Here is a 23,895-nt window from a genome sequence, read left to right on the forward strand (position 1 = left end):
CTTTGCTGCGCGTATGCGTCCGCCGCGCGTCATGCGCGGGCCGTCGCTCGATCGGGTGAGGCGAATGGGGCTCGCTGGCCTCGTTCGCTCGGGTTGGCGTGCTCGTAAAACCAGTCGGTCACCAGACCGCCGACGATTTCCTTCGCCTCGAGGTGCGGGAAATGCCCGGCGCCCTGGACCAGCACCGACGCGTAGGGTGCGGAGAAGAGGCTCTCTTGGCCCGCGGCCGTCTCCGGCAGCACGCACGGATCGACGGCGCCTTGCAGGTGCAAGGTCGGGACGCGGATGGGATCGGCCGAGCCCGCGAGGACCGAGCGAATCAACCACCCGAGATCCGCGAGCATCGCCCGGTAATAACGAATGGGCGCGGGGAGGCTCTGGCGCAAGCAGTCTTTGATCGCGCGCATGTATTCGGGATTGGGCGTATAGCCGGGTGCCCAATCGCGCCAGAGGCGATCGACGAAGGCAAAGTCGTCCCGGATGACCCGCTTTTGCGCCACGATCGGCAGGCTCAAAAAGAGCATGTAAAGGTTGCTGCGTATTTGCGCGAAGGTCAGGTTGCGCACGTAGGTGCGCCGGTGCGGCACGGCCATGGTCACGGCCGCGTGGAACCGGTGCGGCCAATGCTCGATGGCCTCGTAGGCGGCGACGGCGCCCCAATTGTGACCGATCAAACGAATCGGCTGCGCGGGCGACAAGTGATCGGCGATGGCCACCAGATCGCGCGCGATGCTGCGCGCATCATAAGGACCCGCCAAGGTCGAAGGAAAATAGCCGCGCAGCCAGGGCGCGACCACCCGATACCCGGCGCGCACGAGCACCGACGCGAGCGACTCGAAGGTGCTCGGGTGATCGGGGAAGCCGTGCGCGCAGAGCACGAGCGGACGAGCGGGATCTCCTAGGTGCAACGTGCTGAATACATTTCCGTCGACTTCGATATCCAGACGGTTCATGGCAAACTCCCAGGGGCCGAGGGTGTGTCGAAGGGAATCGCGTACACTGGCTCATTGGTTCCTCCGTGCGCCTGAGAAGACGGGGCCGTAGCGGCCGAATCGAACGATGGAAATGCGGGTGTGAACGACGGGATCGTGTCGCCGCGGTCCTCTTCCACCGCGGGCACGAGCAGCTTGTAGAGGACGGGGGTGACGATCCGCGCGAGGATGGTCGAGCTCACGAGACCGCCCAAGATCACCAGGGCCAGCGGCGAATAGAAGCTCGAGTGCTCCAAAATGAGCGGGATCAGGCCGCCGATGGCGGTCAGGGTCGTGAGCAGAATGGGGATGAAGCGCGCCTCGCCGCCCCGCTGGATGGCCTCGTCGACGCCCAATCCGCGCTCGCGCAGCTGGCCGATGACGTCGACCAGCAGGATCGAGTTCTTCACCTCGATGCCCATGAGCGCCACGAAGCCGATGGTGGCGGTGAACGAGAGCGTATTTCCGGAGAGGTACAGGGCGAGCAGCCCTCCGATCACGCCCAGCGGGATGACCGATGCGACGATGAGGGTGCTCTTGAGCGTTCGAAACTCCAAGACGAGGATGGCCAAAATGCCGAACGCCGCCACGAGCACGGCCACGCCCACGCCGCCAAAGCTCTCCTGGCTGGTCTCGGCTTCGCCCGCGAGCTTCAAATGAATCCCGGGGGGCAGCGGGAGCTCGGTGAGCTGCGACCAGACGGCTTGGGTGAGCCGCTCGGTGTTGTACCCCTCGCGCACGTCGGCCGAGACGGTGGCCACCCGCTCGCGGTTGTAGTGCCGGATGTTGGTCGGCGAGGGCTCGAGCTCGAGCCGCGCCACCTCCGAGAGCGGAACGGCGCGCGCGTGGGCGCTCCCCACGTACGTTTGATCGAGCACGTCCAGACCGGGAAAGGCGCCGGTCCGCGCGCGCTGCACATCGGTGCGCGGCAGCGCCAGGCGGATGTCGTACGCTTCGTCGGCCGAGTCCTCGCGGTAGGAGCCCGCCACGATGCCGCCCACCGCGAGCCGGATGGCGCGGTCCACGTCGGGGGAAGCGACGGCCAGGAGCGCGGCCTTGTCCCGGTCGACCCGAACGCGCACATCGCTGCGGCGCTCCTTGCTCGGGTTGCGCACGTCGCGCGTGCCTTGGGTCGCGCGCAGGATCGTCTCGACGCGCGAGGCGACGGAGAGCAGCGCCTCTTCGTCGTCGCCCAGCACGCGCACCGCGATGGGCGCGTCGATGGGCGGGCCATTTTCGAGCTCTTTCAGCTCCAGCTTGGCGCCCGCGTCATTTGCGAGCTCGCCCCGCAAGGCGGCGTAGAGCGCGGCGCGTGCGGCCGGGGAGGGGACGTCGGCCTCGGCGAAGACGTCGGCCACATTGGCGCGCGTGTTCCGGGGGAACACATTGTAGAAGATCTGCGGGTGGCCTTTTCCCACCACGGTGGCGACGTGGCGCACCTCGCGGCGGCGCGCGAGCACCTGCTCGACGAAGCGGGCCGCGCGATCGGTCTCGGCCAGGTTCGCGTCGTTGGCGGTCTCGATCTGCACCATGAACTGCGGGGTGCCCGCCTTGGGAAAGAGGCTGAAGCCAATCTTCGGCACCAAGGTCATGGTGGCGGCGATGAGCGCAAAGGCGCCCAGCACGGTGAGCTTGGGGTAGGCCAGCGCCCGCTCGAGGATCGGCCGGTACGACGTCTCGATCATCCCGTGGAGCGCGCGCAAAAAGACATTGCCGTGCTTGCCCGAGGGCGTGAGGAGCACGCTGGCGAGAAAGGGGACCACGGTGAACGAGACCACGAGCGAGGCCACCACGGTGCTGATGACCGCGACCGGCAGGGACCGAATGAACGCGCCCGCGTCACCCGGGAGCGCCAGCAGCGGGATGAAGGCGAACACCAAGGTCGCCGTGCACCCGAGCACGCTCGCCGCGATCTCGCGCGTGGCATGGATGGCGGCTCGCCGCGGCGGCACGCCCCATCGCAGATGGCGGGTGATGTTCTCCACCACGACCACGGAGTCGTCGACCAGAAGGCCGAGCGCGATCACGAAGCCCACCACGCTGAGCTGGTTGATGGTGAACCCAAAGAGCTGGAGCAGCACCAAGCCCAGCGCGAGGCTCAGTGGGATGGAGGCCATCACCACCAAGGACGCGCGCACGCCCAGCGGCAAGAGGGTGACCAGCACCAGCACGATGGCCAGCCCGAAGTCGCGCACGAAGCCGCCGAGGCGATGCCCCACGTTGCGCGCCTGGTCGAAGCCTCGGACCACGTGGATCGAGCGCGGCAAGGTGCGGGCGAAGGCGTCGAGCTCGCGGTCGATGCCCTTGGCCACGTCGAAGACGTTCGCGCCGTCTTTTTGCGAGGCGGCGACGAGGATGGCGCGCCGGCCATCGAAGCGCGCGAGCTCGGCGCCATCGACGGGTGCGAGCTCCACCTGGGCCACGTCGCGCACGCGCACCGTGCCCCGGGCGCTGCCGCTGGCGCGCACGAGCGAGTCGCGGATCTCGTCCAGCGAGGTGTAGTCGCCGCTGGTCTTCACGCTGAAGCGCCGCGTGTCCACGTCGACGCTGCCGGCGGGGACATTGGCGCTGTCCTTGGCGATCGTGTCGTACACTTCGTGCGGCGCGATGCCGAGGACGACCATGCGCGGCAAATCGAGGGTGATCCGCACCTCTTGCTTGGGCAGGCCCGCGAGATCCACCCCGCGCACCCCGGGCACGTTTTGGAGGCGGCGTTTGAGCGAGCGCGCTTGCACGTCGAGCGCGCGGTAGCTCGCGTCCTCGGAGATCAGCGCCACCTCGCGGATGTTCACGTTGGCGGTGTCGACTTGGCGGAGCTCGAGGGAGGTGAGCTCGGCCGGGAGCTTGGGGCGCAAGGTGGAGAGCTCGCGCAGGATTTCGTCGCGCTTCTTGTCGGGATCGGACGAGGTTTGAAAGTCGATGTCGACGACCCCCACGCTCTCTTCCACCCGCGCGGCGACCTTCTTGACATCCTTCAGGGACCAGAGCGCGGCCTCCAGAGGGTCGATCACCAGGCGCTCGAGATCCTTGGGCGCCGAGCCGGGGAGCAGGGCGATCACATAGAACGAGGGGCGGGGGAAGCTGGGATCCTCGGCCTTGGGGATGGTGACGAGCGCATGGGCGCCGAGCGCAATGAGCCCGATGAACACGACCAAGGTGAACTGCCAGCGCCGAACCGAGAAGTCCGCCAGCATGGCCGTCCCCTATGGAAGGACGCGCACGGGGGCGCCGTCGCGGAGGTCCGAGATCCCTGCCTTGACCACGAGCTCCTGGTGCTCGAGGCCCGACGCGAGCACCGCTCGATCGCCCGCGATCGAGCGGATGGTCACCGGGACCCGCTTGGCCTTGCCGGCTTCGACCACATAGGCGCTGGCCTGCAGGGCGTCGCCGTCGAGCAGCGCACCGACGGGAACCACGGCGCTCGCGGGCTCGAGCTGCTCCGTCTCGACTTTGGCGGTGAGCCCGGAGAGAAGGTACGGCGGCGGCTCGGCCAGCGCGAGCTCCACCTCGTAGCCACCGGTTCCGGGCGAGGCGGCGGCCGCGATCTGCGAGACCCGGGCCACCAAGGGCGCTTCGGGCGCGACGTCCAGCACCACCCGCGCCGGATCGCCCACGCGCATGCGGACGACGTCGCGCGAGGCATAAGGCGCCCGCACCACCGCGCCTTGCGAGGAGCCGCTCACGTGAAAGGCGGGGGAGCCGGGCGCCACCACCTCGCCGACATCGACATGGCGTTGATCGACCACGCCGGCCTCCGGTGCGACCAGGGTGGCATGGCGGGCATGGAACTGCGCGCCTCGAGCGGCCGCGCGCGCGAGGGCCACGTTGGTCTGCGCGTTCTCCAGCTCGATGGCCGGCACCGCGCCGGACGCGTGAAGGACACGGACCCGCGCGAGATCGCGCTCGGCCTTGCGCGCACCCTCGACGGCCTCCGTTCGCCGTGCGTCCACTGCGGTGGGATCCAAGGTCGCCAGGACTTGCCCTTTGCGCACGCGATCCCCCTCGTGCACGGTGACCTTGGTGACGATGCCGCCCACCAGAAAGGCGAGGTTCACCTCGCTCTTCCTATGCACGACACCCGCCACCCGCAGGTGCCGCGTGTAAGGTCCGTGCTCCACCGGCGCCATGCGCACGGCGATGGCGCCGTCGCCCTCGGACTCGCGCGCCTCCACGGGCGCGGGGCGTGAGCAACCCCCGATGAGGAAGAGGAAGGTGCCCATCCCCATTCCGAGGCCAAGGAGCGAGACGGCGCGGCGCCGGTTCAATGTGCGGCCGCTCCCGTACCGTTGGTCACCGGGGCGCCGGGCCACGCGGCCGATGGTGCTGGCGGCGCGGCTTGCTCCGACGGCGCCAGCGGCGGGCGGAGCACGGGGAGCGAGCCGTCCAGCGCGCGTTCGATGGCGCGATGGAACTCCGCGATGGTGACCTCGTTGCCGCCCAGGTTCAGCGGCACCCCGGAGCGGGCGCGCGCGCCCAGCTGGATCGTCTCGGAGACCTGGATGTCCTCGCCGATGGTGCGCCAGTAGTTCCCGTAGAACGCAGCCGCGAAGTCCTGCGCCGCGCGGCTGGTGGCGGTGGGGCGCTCGAGGCGGGCGCCTTGCATGATCGATGTCCCCACGTCTTGGGGAAAGGCGGAGATGACCTGCACGCCGTCGCCGGCCCAGAGCGCCAAGGTGTTCGGGAAGATGAAGTACACGAGGTCGGCGTAGTCGAGCAGGCTCCAGTCGGCTCGATCCTCGGGCAGCGGGCTGCGTCCGGCGCTCGAGTGAACGAGCACGCTGCGCGTGTGCGGGAAGTCGAGATCGAGCAGGGAGCACTGATCGCGGTAGCGCCGGCCGGCGGTGCGTCCGTGGAGAAAGTTGATGTGGTACGACTCCTGGTTCGCCTCGATCATGAGCTTCCAGTTGATGCGTCCGGGGACGTTCTTGGCGTTGCTCACGTAGTATCCATCGAGCCCGTAGGAGCCCAAGTCGGCCCCGAACGCGCCCAGGTAGGCGTCGATGTCGAAGGGCTCGCCCGGGGTGGTGATGACGAAGATCATCCCGTGCCGTTCGGCGGCCGGGAGCTCGATGAGCTTGACCGCGTCGGTCTTCAAGTTGGGAAAGCAGCGCTTCTCGGGCAAGCTATGCAGCTTCCCATCGAGATCGTACGACCACGCGTGGTACGGGCAGACGAAGCGCCGGCAGTTGCCCTGCGGCTGCTGCGCGACCTTCACCCCGCGGTGGCGGCAGACGTTGAGGAACGCGCGCACCTCGCCGCCCGCATCGCGCACCATGAGGACGGGCGCGCCGGTGAAGTCGTTGGTGATGAAGTCGCCCGGCGCGGGGATCTGCGAGGAGAAGCCGAGCACCAGCGGGTACTTTCGGAACAGGGTCTCGCGCTCGGCCTCGAACCGTTCGCGGTTCTCGTAGATGGAGGGCGAGAAGGGCTGGGGTTGCTCCGCGATGTCCGTGGTGCCGCCCTGGACGTGGTGCAGGATTCGCTCGATGAGCGCGATCTGGGTCTCTCGTTTCACGGGCTCGCTCCTTTCGGACCTTTCATCCGACCTTGCGCGCTTCTTGCGCCCAGTACGTCTCGCGCAGGGCGGTCTTCTTGATCTTGCCGATGGCCGTTCGCGGCAGCGCGTCCACGATGTCGAGGCTCGAGGGCACCTTGAAGCTCGCCAGCTTGCCGCGGCAGAACGTGCGCATGTCGCGCAAGTCGAGCTCCGCGCCCGGCTCGAGGGACACCACCACCTTGATGGCCTCGCCCCACTCGGGGTGCGGGACACCGATCACCGCCACCTCGCGGATGGCCGGGTGCGCGCTGAGCACGCGCTCGATCTCGGCCGGGTAGACGTTCTCCCCGGCGCTGCAGATCATGTCCTTGATGCGATCGGAGATGTAGATGTACCCATCCGCGTCGAGGTAGCCGGCGTCGCCGGTGTGGATCCACCCGTCGCGGAGCGTTTGCCGGGTGGCCTCTTCGTCGTTCCAATAGCCGAGCATGGCGGCCGGGCTGCGGATGCAAATCTCACCGGTCTGCATGGGCCCGAGCCGGTCGCCTTGCGGGTCGATGATCTTCACCTCCACCCCGGGGTAAGGCTTGCCGGCGGCGAGCAGGCGCTCGGGGTGGTTTTTGTGATCGTCGGGGGTGAGCCAGACGGCCATGTTGCCGGTCTCGGTCAAGCCGTACACTTGCAAGACGTCGCAGCCAAAGGCCTTCATGGCGGCTTGGATCAGCGCGGGCGATGCGGGCGAGCCGCCGTACCCCGCGTTTCGCAAGGAGCGGAACTTCTCGGGCGAGGCGTCCGGCTCCGCGAGCATCATGGCGATCATGGCCGGGACGAAGGCCGTCATGGTGATCCGGTGGCGGGCGATGGCCTCGATGGCCTTCCACCCGACGAACTGCGGGAGCAGCACATTGGTGGCGCCCGACGCGAGCCCGCGCACCAGCCACCAGACCCCGCCGATGTGAAAGAGCGGGACGGCGCAGAGGCTCACGTCGTCCTCGGTCCAGCCGAGCCAGCGCTCCTTGCGCTCCCAGAACTCGCGCGCGATCGCGAAGAAGCTTCGGTGCGCCAGCTGAACACCTTTGGGGTACCCGGTGGTGCCGCCCGTGTAGATTTGAATGGCCGCGTCGTTCGTGTCGATGGCCGGAAAGCCGACGACCCTCGGCGCGTCGTGCGCGCGCGCCTCGAGCGGCACCACCGGGCACGAGCGCCCCGCATCGGCGGCGAGGGCCGCGAGCTCGGACGATACGAAGATGGCGCGGCAGCTCGCCTTCTCGACGATGTACGTTACCTCGGCCGGCTGAAGGCGCCAGTTGATGGGCACGAAGATGGCGCCGAGCAGGGCGCACCCGAACAGGAGCTCCACCGAGGCGATCCCGTCCTTCGCGAGCAAGGCGACCCGATCGCCCTTGGAGACCGAGAGGGCGGCGAGCTGCGCGGCCCGCTCCAAGCTTCGCTCGGCGAGCTCCGCGTACGTGATGCGCTGCTCTTCGCAGACGATGGCGATGCGGTCCGGCCGCTCCCGCGCTTGGGTGCGGATCAAGCTGGCCAAGGTCGTAACGTTGGGATCGTAGATCATGGGTTCACGCGGCGGGTTGGGATTGAAGGAAGGTTTCCTCGCGCTGGGCGAGGAGCTCGAGCAGCCGTTCGGCGATGGGATCGGGGTGTTCGACGTGCACGTGATGGGTGCCGGGGAGCGCATGGATCGCGCCCCGCGGGAGCGCTTCGCAGAGCTTCTCGGCGTCCGCGCGCGTGCGGTACGGGCTCTCGGCGCCGACGAACACGTGCACGGGCGCGTGCAGGTGCGCGAGCCATCCGAGGAGCTCCGAGGCGTGCGTGAAGAGCGCGCCGTAGCGATCGAACTCGCGCAGCGCCGGATCCCATGTCCAGCGATGACCTCGCGGGCTCGTGGCGAGGACCCTTCGCGTCAGCCGTTCGCACGCGGCGCGCGAGAGGGCGGGGTACTCGTGCTGCGTGAGCTCGATGGCCGTCTCGAGCTCCGCCATCACCGGGTGCGCGGGCACCCTCTGCGGCGCGCGCACCACGTCGATGGCGCTCCGGAGGAGCGCGACGTCGACCGGCGGCTGGTAGAGGAGCGGGATCACCGGCTCGGCGAGCACCAGGCCGCGCACCCGGTTCGGTGAGAGGGCCGCGTACAGGACGGCGATGCTGCAGCCGAAGGAGTGCGCGCCGAGGACCACGGGTTCGTCGCCGCGGCCTCCGAGGAGCGCCTCGAGATCGCGGAGCATGTCCATCACGTCGAGGAAGTGTCCGGGGGCGGCGTGCTCCGAGCGACCGTGGCCGCGCATGTCGGGCGCGATGACGTCGTGCCCGCGGGTGTGCACGCGGTGGGCGACCTGTTCCCAGACGCCTGCGTGCGAACGAATGCCGTGGAGGAGCACGGTGCGCGCCGTCTCGGCGCTGCCCCAGCGAAGGCCGCCCAGCCGGATCTGGTGGCCTTGCCACGTTTGTTCGTGGCCTCCTTGGTCGACGGTTTCGTCGGACGCGGGGGCCGGTTCCGAGGTGGCGTTTGGCGCGGGGGGGCTCTCTGCGGGGTTGCTCGGCGTGGGGGTGGTCTGCGCGGGGGTGGGTGAGGCGGAATCGGTGCGCAGGGTGTCCCAGGCGATCGGCTGCTCCAGGAGCGCCTTGGCGAGCGCGCCGATGGAGACTTGGTCCAGCTCCAGTCGTCGCGGGAGCTTGATCTTCAGGACGCGCGCGAGGCGGTTGGTGAGATCGACGGCGCCGAGCGAGTCGAGCCCGAGCTGCGCGAGCGAGGCGTTTGGGTCCAGCTTTTTGTCGGGCGCCTCGCCCAGGGCGCGCAGGACCTCGAGGTCGAGGAAGGCGCGGAGGGCCTGGGGGCGGTCCTCGGGGCTCGTCTCTGCGAGCGCGCGCAGGGCGGGCGAGTCGAGGGATGCGTTGGCCGAGCGGGAGCTCAAGCCGCTTCCGGAGGCGCGCTGTCCGGGGAGAAGCCACTGCTCGGCGGCGACGTCCCATGCGATGTCCGCCACGAGCACGTGCGCGGGGGTGTCGCCGAACAGGAGCGCTTCGAAGGCGTCGAGGGCGGTTTGGGGCGAAAGGTAGCGCAGGCCCGCGCGCTGCATGCGCGTCCTCTGCTCGAGGTCGAGCTGCGCGGCCATGCCGATGTCGGCCCACGGTCCCCACTGGATGGACAACCCCGGCAGGCCCTGGCGGCGCCGGAGCGCGACGAGGCCGTCGCAGAACGCGTTCGCGGCCGCGTAGCACGTCTGCGCAGGGGAGCCAAAGGCGGCGCCGATCGAGGAGAACAAGACGAAGAAGCGCAGATCGAAGGCGCGCGCGTGCTCGTGAAGGAGGAGCGCGCCGCGCGCTTTGGGGTCGAACACATCGTCCAAGGCGATGTCGTCCTGGGTGTGCAGCAGGCCATCGTGGAGTCGGCCTGCGAGGTGCACGATGCCTTGGAGCTTCGAGGGCGATGCTGCGAGGTTGGCAAAGAGGCGGGCCACGTCCGAGGGTTGGGCGACATCGATCCGCGCGAGCGTGATCTCGGTGCCCAGCCCGGTGAAGCGCTCGACCGCCGCCAGCGCCTCCGCCGTCGGCGTCGATCGATGGGCGAGCACGAGGTGGCGCGCGCCGAGCCGGATCAAGCGTTCGGCGCAGGCGAGGCCCAGCGCGCCCAGGCCCCCCGTGATCAGGTACGAGGCGGCGGCGGAGATGGCGCGCGCGGGATCGGCTTGTGGGGCAGGGAGCGCGCGCCAGCGGGGTTCGAGGCGCTCGCCATGGGTGAGCCAGACTTCATGGGCGCTGCGGTCGCTCGCGAGGTCGCGGCCCAAAGACGCGATGTTCGCCTCCGGCACGGGGGCGCGCGATCCGGCGCCGTCGAGCGCGATGAGGCGGCCCGTCAGCTGCGGGAGCTCGCGGGCGGCCGAGTCGACCCAGGCGCGAAGGGCGGCCGATCCGGCGGGATCGTCTGCGCCGCTGACGATGCTCAGGCGAATGTCGCGGCCGGCGCTCTTGGACGTGAGCTCGACGAGCAGGTCGCGCAGGGCGCGAAGGTGGGCGGCCGTGGCGTTGGCCGCCTCGGCGAGATTTGGCGCGGAGGCTGCGAGGTAGACGACTTGGATCGCGCCGGGTACGTCGGGGATGCCGTTTGCAGCTCTTTGGACGGCGTCGGCGAGGGGCGCGGTTGGGTCGAGGGGGAGTACGTCGCTCCCGGCATACACAGCGCGAATTTGGGCGTCGACCTGGTCTCGAAAGGGCGATGGCGGGGCGACGAGCAGCCAAGGAACGGAGTCCCTCGCGGCAGACGCCTCCGCGGTGACCGGCGCGGCAGACGCCTCTGCACCCGCAGTGCCCGGCGCGGCAGACGCCTCCGTGGTGCCCCTCGCGGCAGACGCCTCCGCGGTGATCGGCGCGGCAGACGCCTCCGTGGTGCCCCTCGCGGCAGACGCCTCCGCGGTGACCGGCGCGGCAGACGCCTCCGCGGCGACCGGCGCGGCAGACGCCTCCGCAGTGCCCGGCGCGGCAGACGCCTCCGTGGTGCCCGGCGCGGCAGACGCCTCTGCGGTGACCGGCGCAGCCGGCGTCTCCATGCGCGACGTGGTTACGAGGTCGCGCGCATAGAACACCTGCGGGACCGCCGCGCCCAAGGTTCGTCGCATGGCCTCGCGGGTGGTGCGCCGCGCGGTGACGCCTTGGGCCTCGGCGAGGAGCGTGCCGTCTTCGGCATAGAGGGCGAGCGCGATGCGGTACACCGCGTCGCCAACGCGCTCTTCCAGCACCACCTCGCAGATGCCGCCTGCGGCGCCGGGGTGGTGCACCCGCAGGGTGTCGATGCCCACCGGCAGGATCAAGTCGGCGGCGTCCTCCGTGAGGCACATGGCCACCTGGAAGCATCCATCGAGGAGCACCGGGTGGATCCGATGCGCCGCCGCTTGCTCGCGGAGATCGGCGTGGAGCTCCAGCCTCCCCACGGCGCGCCGGTCCTCGCGCACGGCGTGCACGAGCGCCCAAAAGCGGTCGCGGTGCTCGAGCCCCTTTCGCGCGTTGAGCGCGCGAAGCGCGGCGATGTCGACCGAGGTCCCGGTGAGCGCCGGGAGCTCCTTGCGCACCGGGCTGGCCGGCTTGCGCGCGTCCGCCGGCTCGCTTGTCGACGCGTGCACCTGCCCGCGGCAGAGCAGCACCCACTCGATGCCGCCATCCTGCGATACCGGTGTGAGCACTTGGCACTGCGCTGCGCCCTCGGCGCCGCCGAAGACGACTTGGAACCGGCTTGGCTCGTCGTCGGCGATGCGCAGCGGCCGCTCGATCTCGAGCGCCGTGAGCGCCGGGCTCGCGAGCCCCGCCGCGCACCCCGCCTCGAGCAGCAGCTCCGCGTAGCCGGTCGCCGGAAAGATGGCCTGCTCGAAGACGCGGTGATCGGAGAGGTAGGGCGAGCCCACGGGATCGAGCGCCCCCTCGTGCACGATGGTGCTCCCGAGCGCCGGCGTCTCCAGCCGGGTGCCCAGCAGCGGGTGCTCGCTCGCGCGGCCCGAGGCGATGACCGGGCCCGCCTCCGGCAGCCAATAGACGCTGCGCTCGAACGCGTACTTCGGGAGCTCCACCCGCGGCACCGGCGCGCCCGCGTGGACCTTCGACCAGGCGACGCCGAGCCGCTCGACCCACAGCGTGGCCAGGCATCGCTCCAGCGCCTCCAGCTCGCCCCCGCCGCGCGCGCTCGCCGCCCAGGCCACGTCGGCGCGCGGTACATTGTGCCGCCCCAGACCGCTCAGCACCGGGGCGGGCCCGATCTCCAGGAACACGCGGCAGCCTTTGCGATCGAGCGTCTGCATGCTGCGCGCGAACTGCACGGTGGCCATCACGTGGTCGCGCCAGTAGCGCGCGCTCGCCACCGCGCGGTCCGCCACCTCGCCCGTCACATTGGAGACGAGCGGAAAGCGCGGCGCGCGGTACGTGATCTGGTTCGCCACGCGCTCGAACGCGTCGAGCATGGGCCGCATCCGGGGCGAGTGGAACGCGTGCGAGACGCGCATCCACGTGTGGCGCACGCCGCGCGACTCCAGCACCTTCGCCACCCGCTCGAGCGCTTCGCCGTCGCCCGAGAGCACCACCTGCTCGGGCGCATTGATGGCGGCGACCGAAATGCCGCGCGCGTGCTCCGCGACCTGATCGCTCACCACGTCGAGCGCCGCCTGCACCGCCAGCATCTTGCCGCCGCCCGGGAGCGCTTGCATCAGCGCCCCGCGCGCGGCGATGAGGCGCAGCCCGTCCTCGACGGAGAAGACGTCCGCCACGCACGCCGCCGCCAGCTCGCCCACGCTGTGGCCGGCCACGTAGTCCGGCGTGAGGCCCCAGTCGAGCCACTGCTGCGCGAGCGACCACTCGTAGGCAAACAGCGCGGGCTGCGCGTTCGCGGTCTGGTGGATGGCCTCCGGCGGCGCCGCGCCGAACAGGATCGCAGGGAGGTCCACGCCCGCGTTCCCCCGCAGCCACTCCGCGCAGCGATCGAGCGCGCTTCGAAACACGGGCAGCCTCGCGTACAGCGCCTCGCCCATGCGCGCGCGCTGCGCCCCTTGGCCGCTGAAGAGCCACGCCATCGCGGGCCGCGCAGGCCCCTCCGTCCGCGGCCGAACCAGCCCTTCGCCCGAGCGCAGCATCTCCGAGAGGCGCGCCCGATCGGCCCCGATCGCGCACATACGTTCTTGCATGGCCTCGCGCCCGCGTTGTGCGCTGGCGCATAGGTCCGCGGGCGCCTCGTGGGTCGCGCCCGCGAAGTCCGCGTACCGCTCGCGCATCCGCTCGAGCGCCGCGCCCGTTCGCGCGCTGATGGGCAAAATATGCGGGATCCAAGCCTGGGGCGCGGGCGCGGGCGCGTCCGCGTCGGTGGTCGAGCAAAGGACCGCGTGCCCGTTGGTGCCGCTGAAGCCGAACGAGTTGACCCCCCCGTAGAGCACCTCGCCGCCGGCGCCCCAGGGCGCGCCCGCGTGCGGCACCCGAACCGGCAGATCGCTCCAAGGGATGCGCGCGTTGAGCGGACCGAAGGACGGCGCCGGCGGGATCTGCCGCCGCACCAGCTGCTCGACCAGCTTGATGAGGCTCCCCACCCCGGCCGCCGCCTCCATGTGCCCGACGTTCGCCTTGATCGACCCGAGGGTCAGCGGCCGGCTCGCATCGTGGGTCGCACGAAACACGGACGCGATGGCGTTGACCTCGATGACATCGCCGAGCGGCGTGCCCGTGCCGTGCGCCTCGATGTACGAGACGTCGCGCGCATCGAGGCCTCCGCTGGCGAGCGCCGCGCGGATGACCTCTTGCTGCGCGGGCCCGCTCGGCACCGTGAGCCCACCGGCGGCCCCGTCTTGATTGAGCGCCGTGCCGCGCACCCAGGCGAGCGGCGCGCGGCCGCTCGGGGCCAGCACGTCCCGTCGCTCCAAAATGAGCACACCCACGCCCTCGGCCCTCGAATAGCCGTCGGCGGCGTGGCTGAAGGTCTTGCAGCGCCCATCGGGCGAGAGCATGCCCGCCTGCGAGAACGCGATATGCCCCGAGGGCTCCAGGATCAAGTTCACGCCCGCCACGATCGCGCGCTCGCACTCTTCGCGCCGCAAGCTCTGGACGGCCACGTGCAGCGCCACCAGCGACGACGAGCACGCGGTGTCGACCGCGAAGGCCGGCCCTTTGAGCCCCAACACGTACGAGATGCGGCCGGCCGACGGGCTGCGGCCCATGCCGGTGCCCGCGTAGCCGGTCAGCTTGTCGAGCGGCAGCCGCAGGGCCAGCGCGTTGTAGTCGCTGCTGCAGATGCCGACGAACACGCCCGTGGCCGTGCCGCGCAGCTGCGAGGGCGGAAGGAGCGCATCTTCCAGCGCCTCCCAGGTGACCTCCAGGAGCATCCGCTGCTGCGGATCGAGCTCGCGCGCCTCCCGGGCGGAGATGCCGAAGAAGCCCGCGTCGAACTCGCGCACCCGGTGCACGAAGCCGCCGCGGCGGGTGATGCTCTTGCCGGGGGTGATGCCCGAGCTCGCGTGGTACGCGCGCCCGTTCCAGCGATCGGCAGGGGTCTCCTCCGTGGCGTCGCCGCCGCGGGCCAAAAGATCCCACAAGGCCGCGGGGCTGGTGCAGCCGCCCGGAAAGCGAAGGGCGCGCCCCGTGATCGCGATCGGGCTTCGCTCGCGCGCCCGCATGCGTTCGAGCTTGGCGGAGCTGGCGTTCACGAGCTCCAGCGCCTTGGCCAGCATGGCGTTTTCGTGTTGGTTCGAGGTGGTCACCGGCCGAGCTCCCGCTCCAGAGACGACAGCCCCAGCTCCAGCTCCGCCAAGAGCGCCGCCGCATCCATGGTGGCCGCCGTGCGTCCGCGCACCTCGCCCTGCGGTGCCGTGGGCGGCGCGGCGATCCCCGGCGGCGGCGCCACCCCCGGTGGTGCGGCGACCACCGGCGCGTACGCCGCAGAGAAGCCGGTCTCCGCGCGGGATCGCGGCACCTCGAGGTGGTCGTACAGCAAGTGGTCGCGCAAGGTCGCGAGGGTCGGGTAGTCGAAGACGGCCGACGGCGCGAGCGACACCGCCAGATCGCGCTCGATGCGGGCGCGGATGGACACGGCTTGGAGCGAGTCGAGGCCCAGCTCGAAGAAGGAGTCGTGCTCCGAGAGCGCGTGGCTCCCGCTGGCGGCGAGCACCCGCTCGCGGATGTACTCGTCCACCCGCCGCACCACGAGCTCGGGCCGCTCGCTCCCGAGCGCGCGCAGCTCCGCGCGCAGGGCGCCGGCCTCGGCGATGCTCTCGTCGGGCTGCGCGCCCAGCGGGAGCAGCGCCCGCAGCCGTGGATCCAAGAGCTCGCGCGCGTACGTGGTCCAGTTCATCTTGGCCACCAGCACCACCCCCGCGGGCGGCTGGTGAAGGACGGACGCCATCTGGCCGACCGCGCCATCCAGCGGGATCGCCTCGACCCCGAGCCGGGCGAGCCGCTCCGTGTTGCCCGCGTGCTGCGCGGCCATGCCCACCTCCGCCCAAGGTCCCCACTGCAGGCTCGTGGCGGGGAGGCCCGCGCGCTGGCGCGCCTCGACCAGCGCGTCGATGAAGGCGTTGCCGCCCGCATAGCACGCCTGGCCCGGGCTCCCGAGCGCCGCGGCGAGGGACGAAAAACCCACGAAGAAGTCGAGCTCGAGATCCGACGTGAGCTCGTGGAGGTTCCACGTTCCATCGATCTTGGGCGCGAACGCACGGGTGAGATCCGCCGGGGTGATGGCCTCGACGGTGCGATCGGCCAGCACGCCCGCCAGGTGCACGATGCCTCGAAGCGGCGGGCCGGACGCGCGCAGGCGCTCGATGTGCGCCTCGAGGGCGCGGCGATCCGACACGTCCACCTCCCAGAGGGTGATCGCGGTCCCCAAGGACGCCATGCGCGCGCCCAAGCCTTCGAGCTCGTTCGGCCGGCGGCTCGCGAGGACGATGTGGCCGGCGCCCGCCACCGCGAGCTGCTCGGCCACGATGCGCCCCAGCGCGCCCGAGCCGCCCGTGACCACGTAGCTCGCGTCGCGCTTCAACTCCGGCTTGGCCGGCGGGCGCGCCGGCACGATGGCCTGCGCCCCGATGCGCGGTGCCTGCCGCGTGCCGTCCACGTAACGAACCTGCGCATCGCGCCGGTTGCGGCGGAACTCCGAGGCCAGGAGCTCGCACGCCGCCTCGACCGTGATGCCCGCGTCGACGTCGAGCAAGGTGCACGACAGCGACGGGAGCTCCTGCTGAAGCGACCGCCCGAAGCCCCACACGGACGCCCGGCTGAGGGCTCGGAAGGCCTGCGGGGCGGTGGCTGCGGTGGAGAACACGCCGCTCGTCACGATCCAGAGGCACGTCCGACCGCGCGGCGCGCTCCCGCCAGGCGCGGTCGCGACGGAGCGCAGCAGCGGCAAGGCCGCCTCGAGGAAGCTCGGTCCCGAGAGCCGGTAGTTCGCCAGCACCACATGGTGCACCACGTCGTCATCGAGGTCGCGCGCGCGCGCATCGAGCGCGTCCGTCGCGTCGAGCGCATACGAGCGCGCGTCGATCTTGTGCACCTGCCGCAGCACGCTGCACAGCTTCTCCGAGACGTGGAGATCGTCGGCCACCACGTGGAACTTGGTGGGCCCCGCGTGCGCATCGAGCGGAAGCTCGCGCGCGGTCCACGCGAACGGCAGCGCGCGCAGGGCGCTCACGTCCTCGGCCGCCGCGCGATCGCGGGCCGTGAGCGCGAGCCCGCTCACGGTGGCCACCGGACGATGCGCCGCATCGAAGACCTCGACGTCGACCCTCACCTCGTCGGGCGTGCCGTTCGGGAGCAGCCGCACGGACGCGCGCACCTCGCGCGGCGGCGGGCCGTAAAAGACCGCGCGCGCGCACCCGGACGGCAGCCGCGGGATCCGATCGCCGCTCGCGTGGAGGAGCGCCGCCGAGGCGATGAAGCACGCATCGACGCCAATCGGCCCCCACGCTTCCTCCCGCTCCGAAGGAACGCTCACCTCGACCTCGGCCCGATCCGCCGCACCGCGCGGCACGAGAAGCTGCGCCATCGCACGAAACGCCGGCCCATGGCGCACGCCCGCCTGCTCGAGCTGCGCATAGAGCTCCTCGAGCGGAAACGCCTCCGCCGCCTCGGGCTCGGCGCGCGCGGGGACCCGTGGCGCCGCGTCCGCGAGCGCCGCAGCAGGAACGATGCGCGCGCGCGCGTGCCGGGAGAAGCGCGCAGGTGCATCCGGCCGCGCGGAGCTGATCTCCAGCTCGAACCCGCCCCCGGAACCCCGCGGCGCCGGCCGCGCCAGCACCTGCAAGTCTTGGCGCCGCTCGCTCACCCGAATGGCCCGCTCGAGCCGGAGATCCTCGATCCCGACCACCTCGCCCTCGAGCAAGGTTCGGCCCACCCGGCGCAGCACCTCGAGCACCCCCGCCGCCGGGAGCACCGGAACGCTCTCCACCACGTGATCGCGAAGCCACGGCAGACGCCGCGGATCCAGCTCGATCCGGAACACCCGCTCCCCGGCGACAAAGGCGGGGCTGTACAGCTCCGACGTCATCGGCGCCGCCTCGGGCTCTTCGCCCAGCCGGCGGGCGGCGCCATCGAGCGGCCGCCAGAACGCCGTCTTGCGAAACGGGTAGGTGGGCAGATCGAGCACCCGCCCGCGCGCCGGCGGCCGCACCGTGTCCCAATGCAAATCGTAGCCTTCTTCGAACAACGTGGAGACCAATCTCCCCCGCGCCTCGTGGCCCTCCGACAGCCAGAGGGCGCCCGGCAAGAGCTCACGCCGGCCGTACCCCACGGCCAACACCCGATGAATCTCCGCGTTCGCGAGCTCGTCGCGCGTGCCCTCCGACAACGCCAGCACCGGCGAGGGCGCGAGCGCGCCACCAAACCCAATGGCGGCCACCGCGCGATCGAGCGACGTGCCCGTGAGCACATGGGCGGCGAAAGCCCCCATGCCCTCGCCGACCCAGCGCTCCGGCGCGAGCCCGAGCGCCACCAGCGCATCCCCCAACGCGCACGCCGCCGCCAGCCCGCGAAGCTCCGCCTGCCTCGGCGATCCCGAGCCCGTGCGCAGCGACACCCCGGCGACCGCCTCGATGGCGCGCGTCCGCCCCTCGAGCGCCGCGGCCAGCGCCGGCCAACCCTCGCGGTGCGACGACGCCAGGCGCTCGAGCGCGGCCGCGTCGCCCGTCAGCGCAATGGCCACCGGTCCGCGCTCTTTGCGCTGCGCCCGGCCATGGTCTTTGCGGCCCTGAATCGCGGTCGCCAGCGCCTGGGGCCTCGCCGCCCGAAACGCGCGCCGGTACGGCAGCTGCGATCGGCCCGTATTCGAGGCCCGGCACGCCGCGTCCACATCGCCCTCGCTTCGGCCCGCGAGCCACGCCGACCAGCGCGCCACCAGATCGTCCAGCGCCTCCGGCTCCGCGGCCGACAACGTCAGCACCGGCCACCACCCGGCGGGCGGCTCCTTCGCCTCGTTCACGTCGTTCGCGCCGATCGCTGCGTTCGTTTCGATCGCCGCGTTCGTTTCGTTCACGTCGTTCGCGCCGATCGCTGCGTTCGTTTCGATCGCCGCGTTCGTTTCGTTCACGTCGTTCGCGCCGATCGCTGCGTTCGCGCCGATCGCCGCGTTCGCGCCGATCGCCGCGTTCGCAGCATTTGCCGAGGCCAACACCACATGCGCATTGGTCCCCGTGAAGCCAAACGAGCTCACCCCCGCGAGCACCTCCGTCTCGTTCGATTGGTTCGATTGGCTCGATCCGTCATGCGACCACGCCCGCGGCTCGCTGTTCGGCAGCACGTTCAAGCCCTCCCAATCCACATACGGATTGAGCTCGCCCTTGCAGTGCAAGGTGGCCGGCAGGCTCCGATGCCGCATGGCCAAGAGCACCTTGAGCACCCCCGCGAGCCCCGCGGCCGGCTCGAGGTGCCCGATCTGGCTCTTCACCGACCCAATGCGCAGCGGCTCCTGGCGCATCGGTGCCCCGAGCGCCTCGCTCAGCGCTTGGACCTCGATGGGATCCCCCAGCTCGGTGCCGGTGCCATGGCACTCCACGTAGCTGATCTCCTCCGGGTTTACCCGCGCATCGTCGAGCGCCCGCCGGATGACCTCCTGCTGCGCGGTGCCGCTGGGGACCGTGAGCCCGCTGGTCATTCCATCTTGGTTGACCGCGCTGCCGCGGATCACCCCCAGCACCGGATCGCCCTCGGCGAGCGCATCGCGCAAGCGCCGCAGCACCACCACGGCGCACCCCTCCGAGCGCACGTACCCATCGGCGCGGGCGGAGAATGCCTTGCAGCGCCCATCGGGCGCCAGCATCTTCGCGGCGTGCGTGGCGCGGCTCGCGAAGCCCGATACCAGCAGGTTCACCCCTGCGGCGATGGCGCGGGCGCAGTCCCCCCGGCGCAGCTCCTGCACGGCATAATGAAGTGCGACCAACGAGCCCGAGCACGCCGTGTCGAGCGTAACGGCCGCGCCGCGAAAACCGAATCCATGCGCCAGCCGCCCCGCGAGGCTCGCGACCGAAGCCCCCGTACCATGGTAGGCGGGATCCGCCTCCTCCAACGTCTCCTCGTGGTACTCGGTGCCGCGCGTCGCGACGAACACCGCCACGTCCCGGCGCGCCCCCAGCCGCGGCGCCATGCACGCGTTCTCCATCGCCTCCCAGCAGACCTGCATGAGCACGCGCTGCTGCGGATCGATGTCGACCGCTTCCTTCGGCGAAATCCCGAACAGCCGCGCATCGAACGCATCGATCTCCGAGATCAGCCCCCCAAACGGCGGAAAGGTATCGAGCAGCGCCGTGACCCGCTTGCGCGGCCCGAGCTTGGCCGGATCGAACGTCTCGATGGCGTCGCGCCCCTCGGAGAGGAGCCTCCAGTACGCCTCCAGGCTGTCGGCACCCCCGGGAAATCGGCACGAGGCCCCCACGATGGCGATCGGCTCCGACGCAAAATCATCGCGCATCATCGGTGCCGGCGCATCGGCGGGGGCTACGGCCGGCGCTGCATCCTCCAGCCGCTCGTACAGATGGTCGCAAAGCGCGTTGGGCGTCGGATGATCGAACAGCAGCGTGCTGCGCAGCTTCAGCCCCAGATCGCGCTCGAGCTGCTGCTTCATTTCGACCGCTTTGAGCGAGTCGCTGCTCAAATCCATGAAACGATGGTCCCCGTCGATCGAGTCCTGCTCGTCCACGATGGCGCTCAAAATATCCAACACGTACCGCCGAAGATGGCGCTTTCGCGCCGCCCCGGAATGAGACTTCAACTGCTCGAGCACACTTTGCTGGGCCATGAACCATACTCCTGAAATGCTCCAGCACCGCTCCCGAGCGACGCTGCGCAAAACGAAGCAAACAAAGAGAGAGAGCCGGCCGAAGAACGAGCGAATCCGGCCAGAATAGAACCGGCCAGAACGACCGGCCAAAACGAACGAATCCCGCCTAAACGAGCGCCGCGAACTCGATATCGCCGTCCGCGAGGCCGCCGGCCGGATCCGAGAAGACCGCCGTGGTCTGCGTGTGAATGAATTTGCTCGACAGCTTCCGCATACGCACGATCGTGCCTTTTCCTTGGAAGCTGACGGCGTTGATGGGCTTTCGAAAGCGGCTATGCAGGCGGGTGATCAACATGGCCGGGAGCTGCTTCTGCTTGAAGGTGTCCACGCTCCACGCGTGCATGGCCGGCAATGCCTTGCGCCGCACGCCGTCGGCGCAGGCCAGGTAGAACATTTGGTTCAAGCAAATGTTGAACTCCACCGCATTGAAGTGCCCCGTGGAGTCGATGTAGCACGACTCGGGGATGGAGAAATCGGCATAAATGGATACACCGGCCTCGCTGATCTCCGTGACGGCCGACTTCAGGTACACGCACCCCTTGTTCACATAGGGCCTCAGAATTTGCTCGATGAACTCCGGCTCGACCGGATATTCGGCGGCATTCGTCGCCTTAGTTGCCAGCATGGACGGCATGGCGCTCCTCGGGCGTCCCCGCCCGGCTGGGATGGGTCGCGTTGACATAGAAGGGGAGGCCGTCGTAGACCCCGATGCGGTAGCTGCGATTCGGCTCGTTGGGATCGCCGTGGGCGGCTTTGTGGATCAGCACGCGGTTGTCCCACAGCAGAATTTCGCCGCCGCGCCACGTCTTTTGATGAACGTGCTCCTCGCGCTCCACGAACTCCACGAGCTCCGCCAGCCAGCGCTTTCCCTCCTCGTAGGAGACACCCTCGAAGCCGGTGGTGAAGCCGGAGCTGATGTAGAGGATCCGCTTCTTGGTGACCGGGTGGACGATGACGGCGGGATGCGGAACCGGCGGCGCGATCTTCTCGAGCTCGTCGAGAATGTCGATGATGGCGCGATCGGTGTCGCTCGGTTGAACCTTGTAACGCCATTTCCCTTCGTGAATCGCGTTGTGCGTGTCCACGAAGGCACGCAGCCGCTTGGGCAACGCGTCATAGACGCTCTGCATATCGATGTAGAGCGTCCCGCGCGAGCTCTTTGGGATCACCCGCGGCGTGACCATGGTGAAGGGCAGCGGGTCGGGCAAAAATGCACAGTCGGTGTGCCAATAGCGCCCCGTGCCCTTGACCCCCCACTTTTCCCCGTTCGGCCCGGGAATGTTCGTCGATACGAAAATTTCGGGCCACTGGGGGTGGTGGTAGTTGGCTTGCGGATAGACCTGCGGCACCCCGAGCACGCGGGAGAAGGCGACGTACTCCGTCTCGTCGAACTCCTGATCCTTCAGGATCACCATTTTGTGCTCGTGCACGAGCGATACCAGCTTCTTGGCATCGTCGGCCGACACCTTTTGAATGGGGAGCTCGCTGACCTGGACCCCCAAATTGTCACTCGATTCGATTTTCACAGTACGTTCCTCCTCGTTGACTCCAGACCCACCGATCGACGTGAGGCGGGCGCGCGGGACGGCGGCACTTCGTTTACGCGGCGGGCCATGTAGGCGATCACGTCGGCGACGGTACGAAATGTGTTTGCCAACCTCTCGTCGACCGTGGTCGCGAATTTCTCCTCCAGCTCCAAAAGCAGCTCGATGACGTCGAACGAGTCGGCGCGAAGATCTTCGCGCAAGCGCGCCTCGTGGGTGACCGAGGTCTTCGCGCAACCGAGATGCTCGGCAATAACGAAACGGACTTTCTCGCCGATCGCGTCGGACGCATCGAATGACATGGTTCCTCCGTAAATCGCTCGTTCAACTGAGCGCAAAACGATCTTTCGCGGGCAACTGGGAAGTGCGCTGCGTGCGCCGCTCGACCCGCATGCGCACCGGCGGGCGCGCCCGCAAGGTGAACGAGGGCCATGGGTCGGACATTTTGCCAGATGGCGCGATGAGCTTGCAGCGTTGCCAGAGGCGCGCCAGCACCAACTGGCCTTCCATCAATGCAAAATGGTTGCCGGCGCAGACGCGCGGCCCCTCTCCAAATGGAAGATACGCCCCGCGCGGCAGTTGCTTTTCACCGTCGCCCAAAAATCGTTCGGGCCGGAACACGTCTGGATCGGGGTAGACCTCCGGGCGGCGGTGGGTCCCGTAAATGTTCAAGAAGATGAGGGTGCCCGCCGGAATGGCATACCGATCCAGCTGCGTGTCGACCATGGGCTCGCGTCCATTGAGGTAGACCGGCGGGTACATGCGAAGCGTCTCTTTGAAGACGGCCAACGTATAAGGCAGCTTTGGCACGTCGGCGAAGGTGGGGGTGCGATCGCCCAGCACCATGTCCACTTCTTGGGTGAGCCGCGCTTGCACCACCGGATCGGTGGCGATCACCTGAATCGCCCAGGTGAGGGCGCTGGCCGTGGTCTCGTGGCCGGCGAGCATGAGGGCCATCACCTCGTCGCGAAGCTCCTCGTCGTCGAGCCCTTCGCCCGCCTCGTCGCGCGCCCCCATGAGCATGCTCAAGATGTCGCCCTCGTCTCGTCCGCTGGCCCGCCGTTCGCGGATGATGCGGTAGACCACCCGGTCCAAATCACGCCGCGCGGAGCGAAGCTTCAATCCATGCTTGGTCGGGTATGTCGGGGGCAGGGGAATGGCTTGCCCGATCAGCCCGTTCATGGCCTGCAACGCCCGGGTGAGCGCGTCTTCGATGGCCGGAACGTCGGACGCAACGCTCGTGTGAAACAATGTTTCGGCCACGACACGAAGTGTGATTTCGTGCATTTCCGAATCGATGCTCACCTCCGAACCAAAGCGGAGCAACATCGCGTCGACTTCGTTGACGATGGCGTCGGCATAGCGGCCCACCACATTGGCTTTGAACGCCGGCGCCACGAAGCCGCGGCGTTTTTTATAACGGGTGCCATGGCTGCTGAAGACGCTCTGGCCAATCAGCCCTCGCGCGAAGATTGCAATTGCGCGGCTCTTCTTGTGATCCTCGTGCCGCTCGACCAAGACCTCGTGCATCAAACGCGGTGAGGACACGACCACCGCGCGCGTGGGACCGAGCCGCATGCGGCACAAATCGGCCCGATCTTGGGCGAGGCGAAGGAACTCCACCGGGTTTTTGCGTATCAAATGAAGATGCCCGAGCAAGCGCCGCGACGGCACCTGCGGTATCTGCTCGAACGGCAACGCGAAAGTCATGAAAGGGCTCGTCTCCGCCTCGGCCAGGAGGAGTGCTTGGGTGACCGGGCAACAGGTGCCAGATGACAGGGTGCCAGATGACAGCTGCCAGCTAACTGTTAACGGATGACGGATGACAGATGACAGATGACAAATGCCCGATTTCGGGAGCTTGGAATCGAGTCCAGATGGACCACGAGGCGCAACGTGTGCGCGAGGGCGTACTCCCCGTGTGCGGGTCTTCCAATTGTGGCGCTCCAATGCGCATGTGTTGCTAAAAGAACCTTCACGGTTCACTAAGAAGTTCCTAAGCGCGCGACGGCATATGCAGTCCTACGCATGGCTGCCATACAAAGTTCGTATCCCCGCGCGATCGAACGCGAACGAAATCATTAA

At 69.3% G+C, this 23,895-nt stretch carries 11 protein-coding genes; all 11 read right to left on the minus strand.

The features are described from left to right. Positions 1-29: 29 nt before the first annotated feature. Positions 30-953: an alpha/beta hydrolase gene (locus LZC94_18375; GenBank protein ID WXB19189.1), complete on the minus strand. Its 924-nt coding sequence runs from the start codon at positions 951-953 to the stop codon at positions 30-32. Then, positions 950-4,165: an efflux RND transporter permease subunit gene (locus LZC94_18380; GenBank protein ID WXB19190.1), complete on the minus strand. Its 3,216-nt coding sequence runs from the start codon at positions 4,163-4,165 to the stop codon at positions 950-952. Before LZC94_18380 ends, LZC94_18375 begins: the two co-directional genes overlap by 4 nt. Before the next feature lie 9 nt (positions 4,166-4,174). Further along, on the minus strand, positions 4,175-5,236 hold the full coding sequence (locus tag LZC94_18385; protein ID WXB19191.1) for an efflux RND transporter periplasmic adaptor subunit: 1,062 nt from the start codon (positions 5,234-5,236) through the stop codon (positions 4,175-4,177). After that, on the minus strand, positions 5,233-6,486 hold the full coding sequence (locus tag LZC94_18390) for an aromatic ring-hydroxylating dioxygenase subunit alpha (GenBank protein WXB19192.1): 1,254 nt from the start codon (positions 6,484-6,486) through the stop codon (positions 5,233-5,235). The genes LZC94_18385 and LZC94_18390 overlap by 4 nt, the downstream gene beginning before the upstream one ends. Before the next feature lie 22 nt (positions 6,487-6,508). Then, entirely contained in the window at positions 6,509-8,041 is a 1,533-nt protein-coding gene (locus tag LZC94_18395; GenBank protein ID WXB19193.1) for a long-chain-fatty-acid--CoA ligase, read from the minus strand. A 4-nt stretch (positions 8,042-8,045) separates the two neighbouring features. Beyond that, positions 8,046-14,705: an alpha/beta fold hydrolase gene (locus LZC94_18400; protein ID WXB19194.1), complete on the minus strand. Its 6,660-nt coding sequence runs from the start codon at positions 14,703-14,705 to the stop codon at positions 8,046-8,048. Beyond that, positions 14,702-20,224, minus strand: coding sequence for an SDR family NAD(P)-dependent oxidoreductase (locus LZC94_18405; GenBank protein WXB19195.1), 5,523 nt, complete (start codon positions 20,222-20,224; stop codon positions 14,702-14,704). The genes LZC94_18400 and LZC94_18405 overlap by 4 nt, the downstream gene beginning before the upstream one ends. A 148-nt stretch (positions 20,225-20,372) precedes the next feature. Beyond that, complete coding sequence (locus LZC94_18410) at positions 20,373-20,891, minus strand: FcoT family thioesterase (protein ID WXB19196.1); 519 nt, start codon at positions 20,889-20,891, stop codon at positions 20,373-20,375. Beyond that, complete coding sequence (locus tag LZC94_18415; protein WXB19197.1) at positions 20,878-21,792, minus strand: TauD/TfdA family dioxygenase; 915 nt, start codon at positions 21,790-21,792, stop codon at positions 20,878-20,880. The genes LZC94_18410 and LZC94_18415 overlap by 14 nt, the downstream gene beginning before the upstream one ends. Continuing rightward, positions 21,789-22,112 (minus strand): acyl carrier protein, encoded by a 324-nt coding sequence (gene acpP, locus LZC94_18420; protein WXB19198.1) that lies wholly within the window; start codon positions 22,110-22,112, stop codon positions 21,789-21,791. Before acpP ends, LZC94_18415 begins: the two co-directional genes overlap by 4 nt. 22 nt (positions 22,113-22,134) lie before the next feature. Then, positions 22,135-23,520, minus strand: a complete 1,386-nt coding sequence (locus tag LZC94_18425; protein ID WXB19199.1) for a cytochrome P450 — start codon at positions 23,518-23,520, stop codon at positions 22,135-22,137. Positions 23,521-23,895: the final 375 nt, after the last annotated feature.

It is taken from the genome of Sorangiineae bacterium MSr11954 (assembly GCA_037157815.1).
Lineage (GTDB): Bacteria > Myxococcota_A > Polyangia > Polyangiales > Polyangiaceae > Pendulispora > Pendulispora albinea.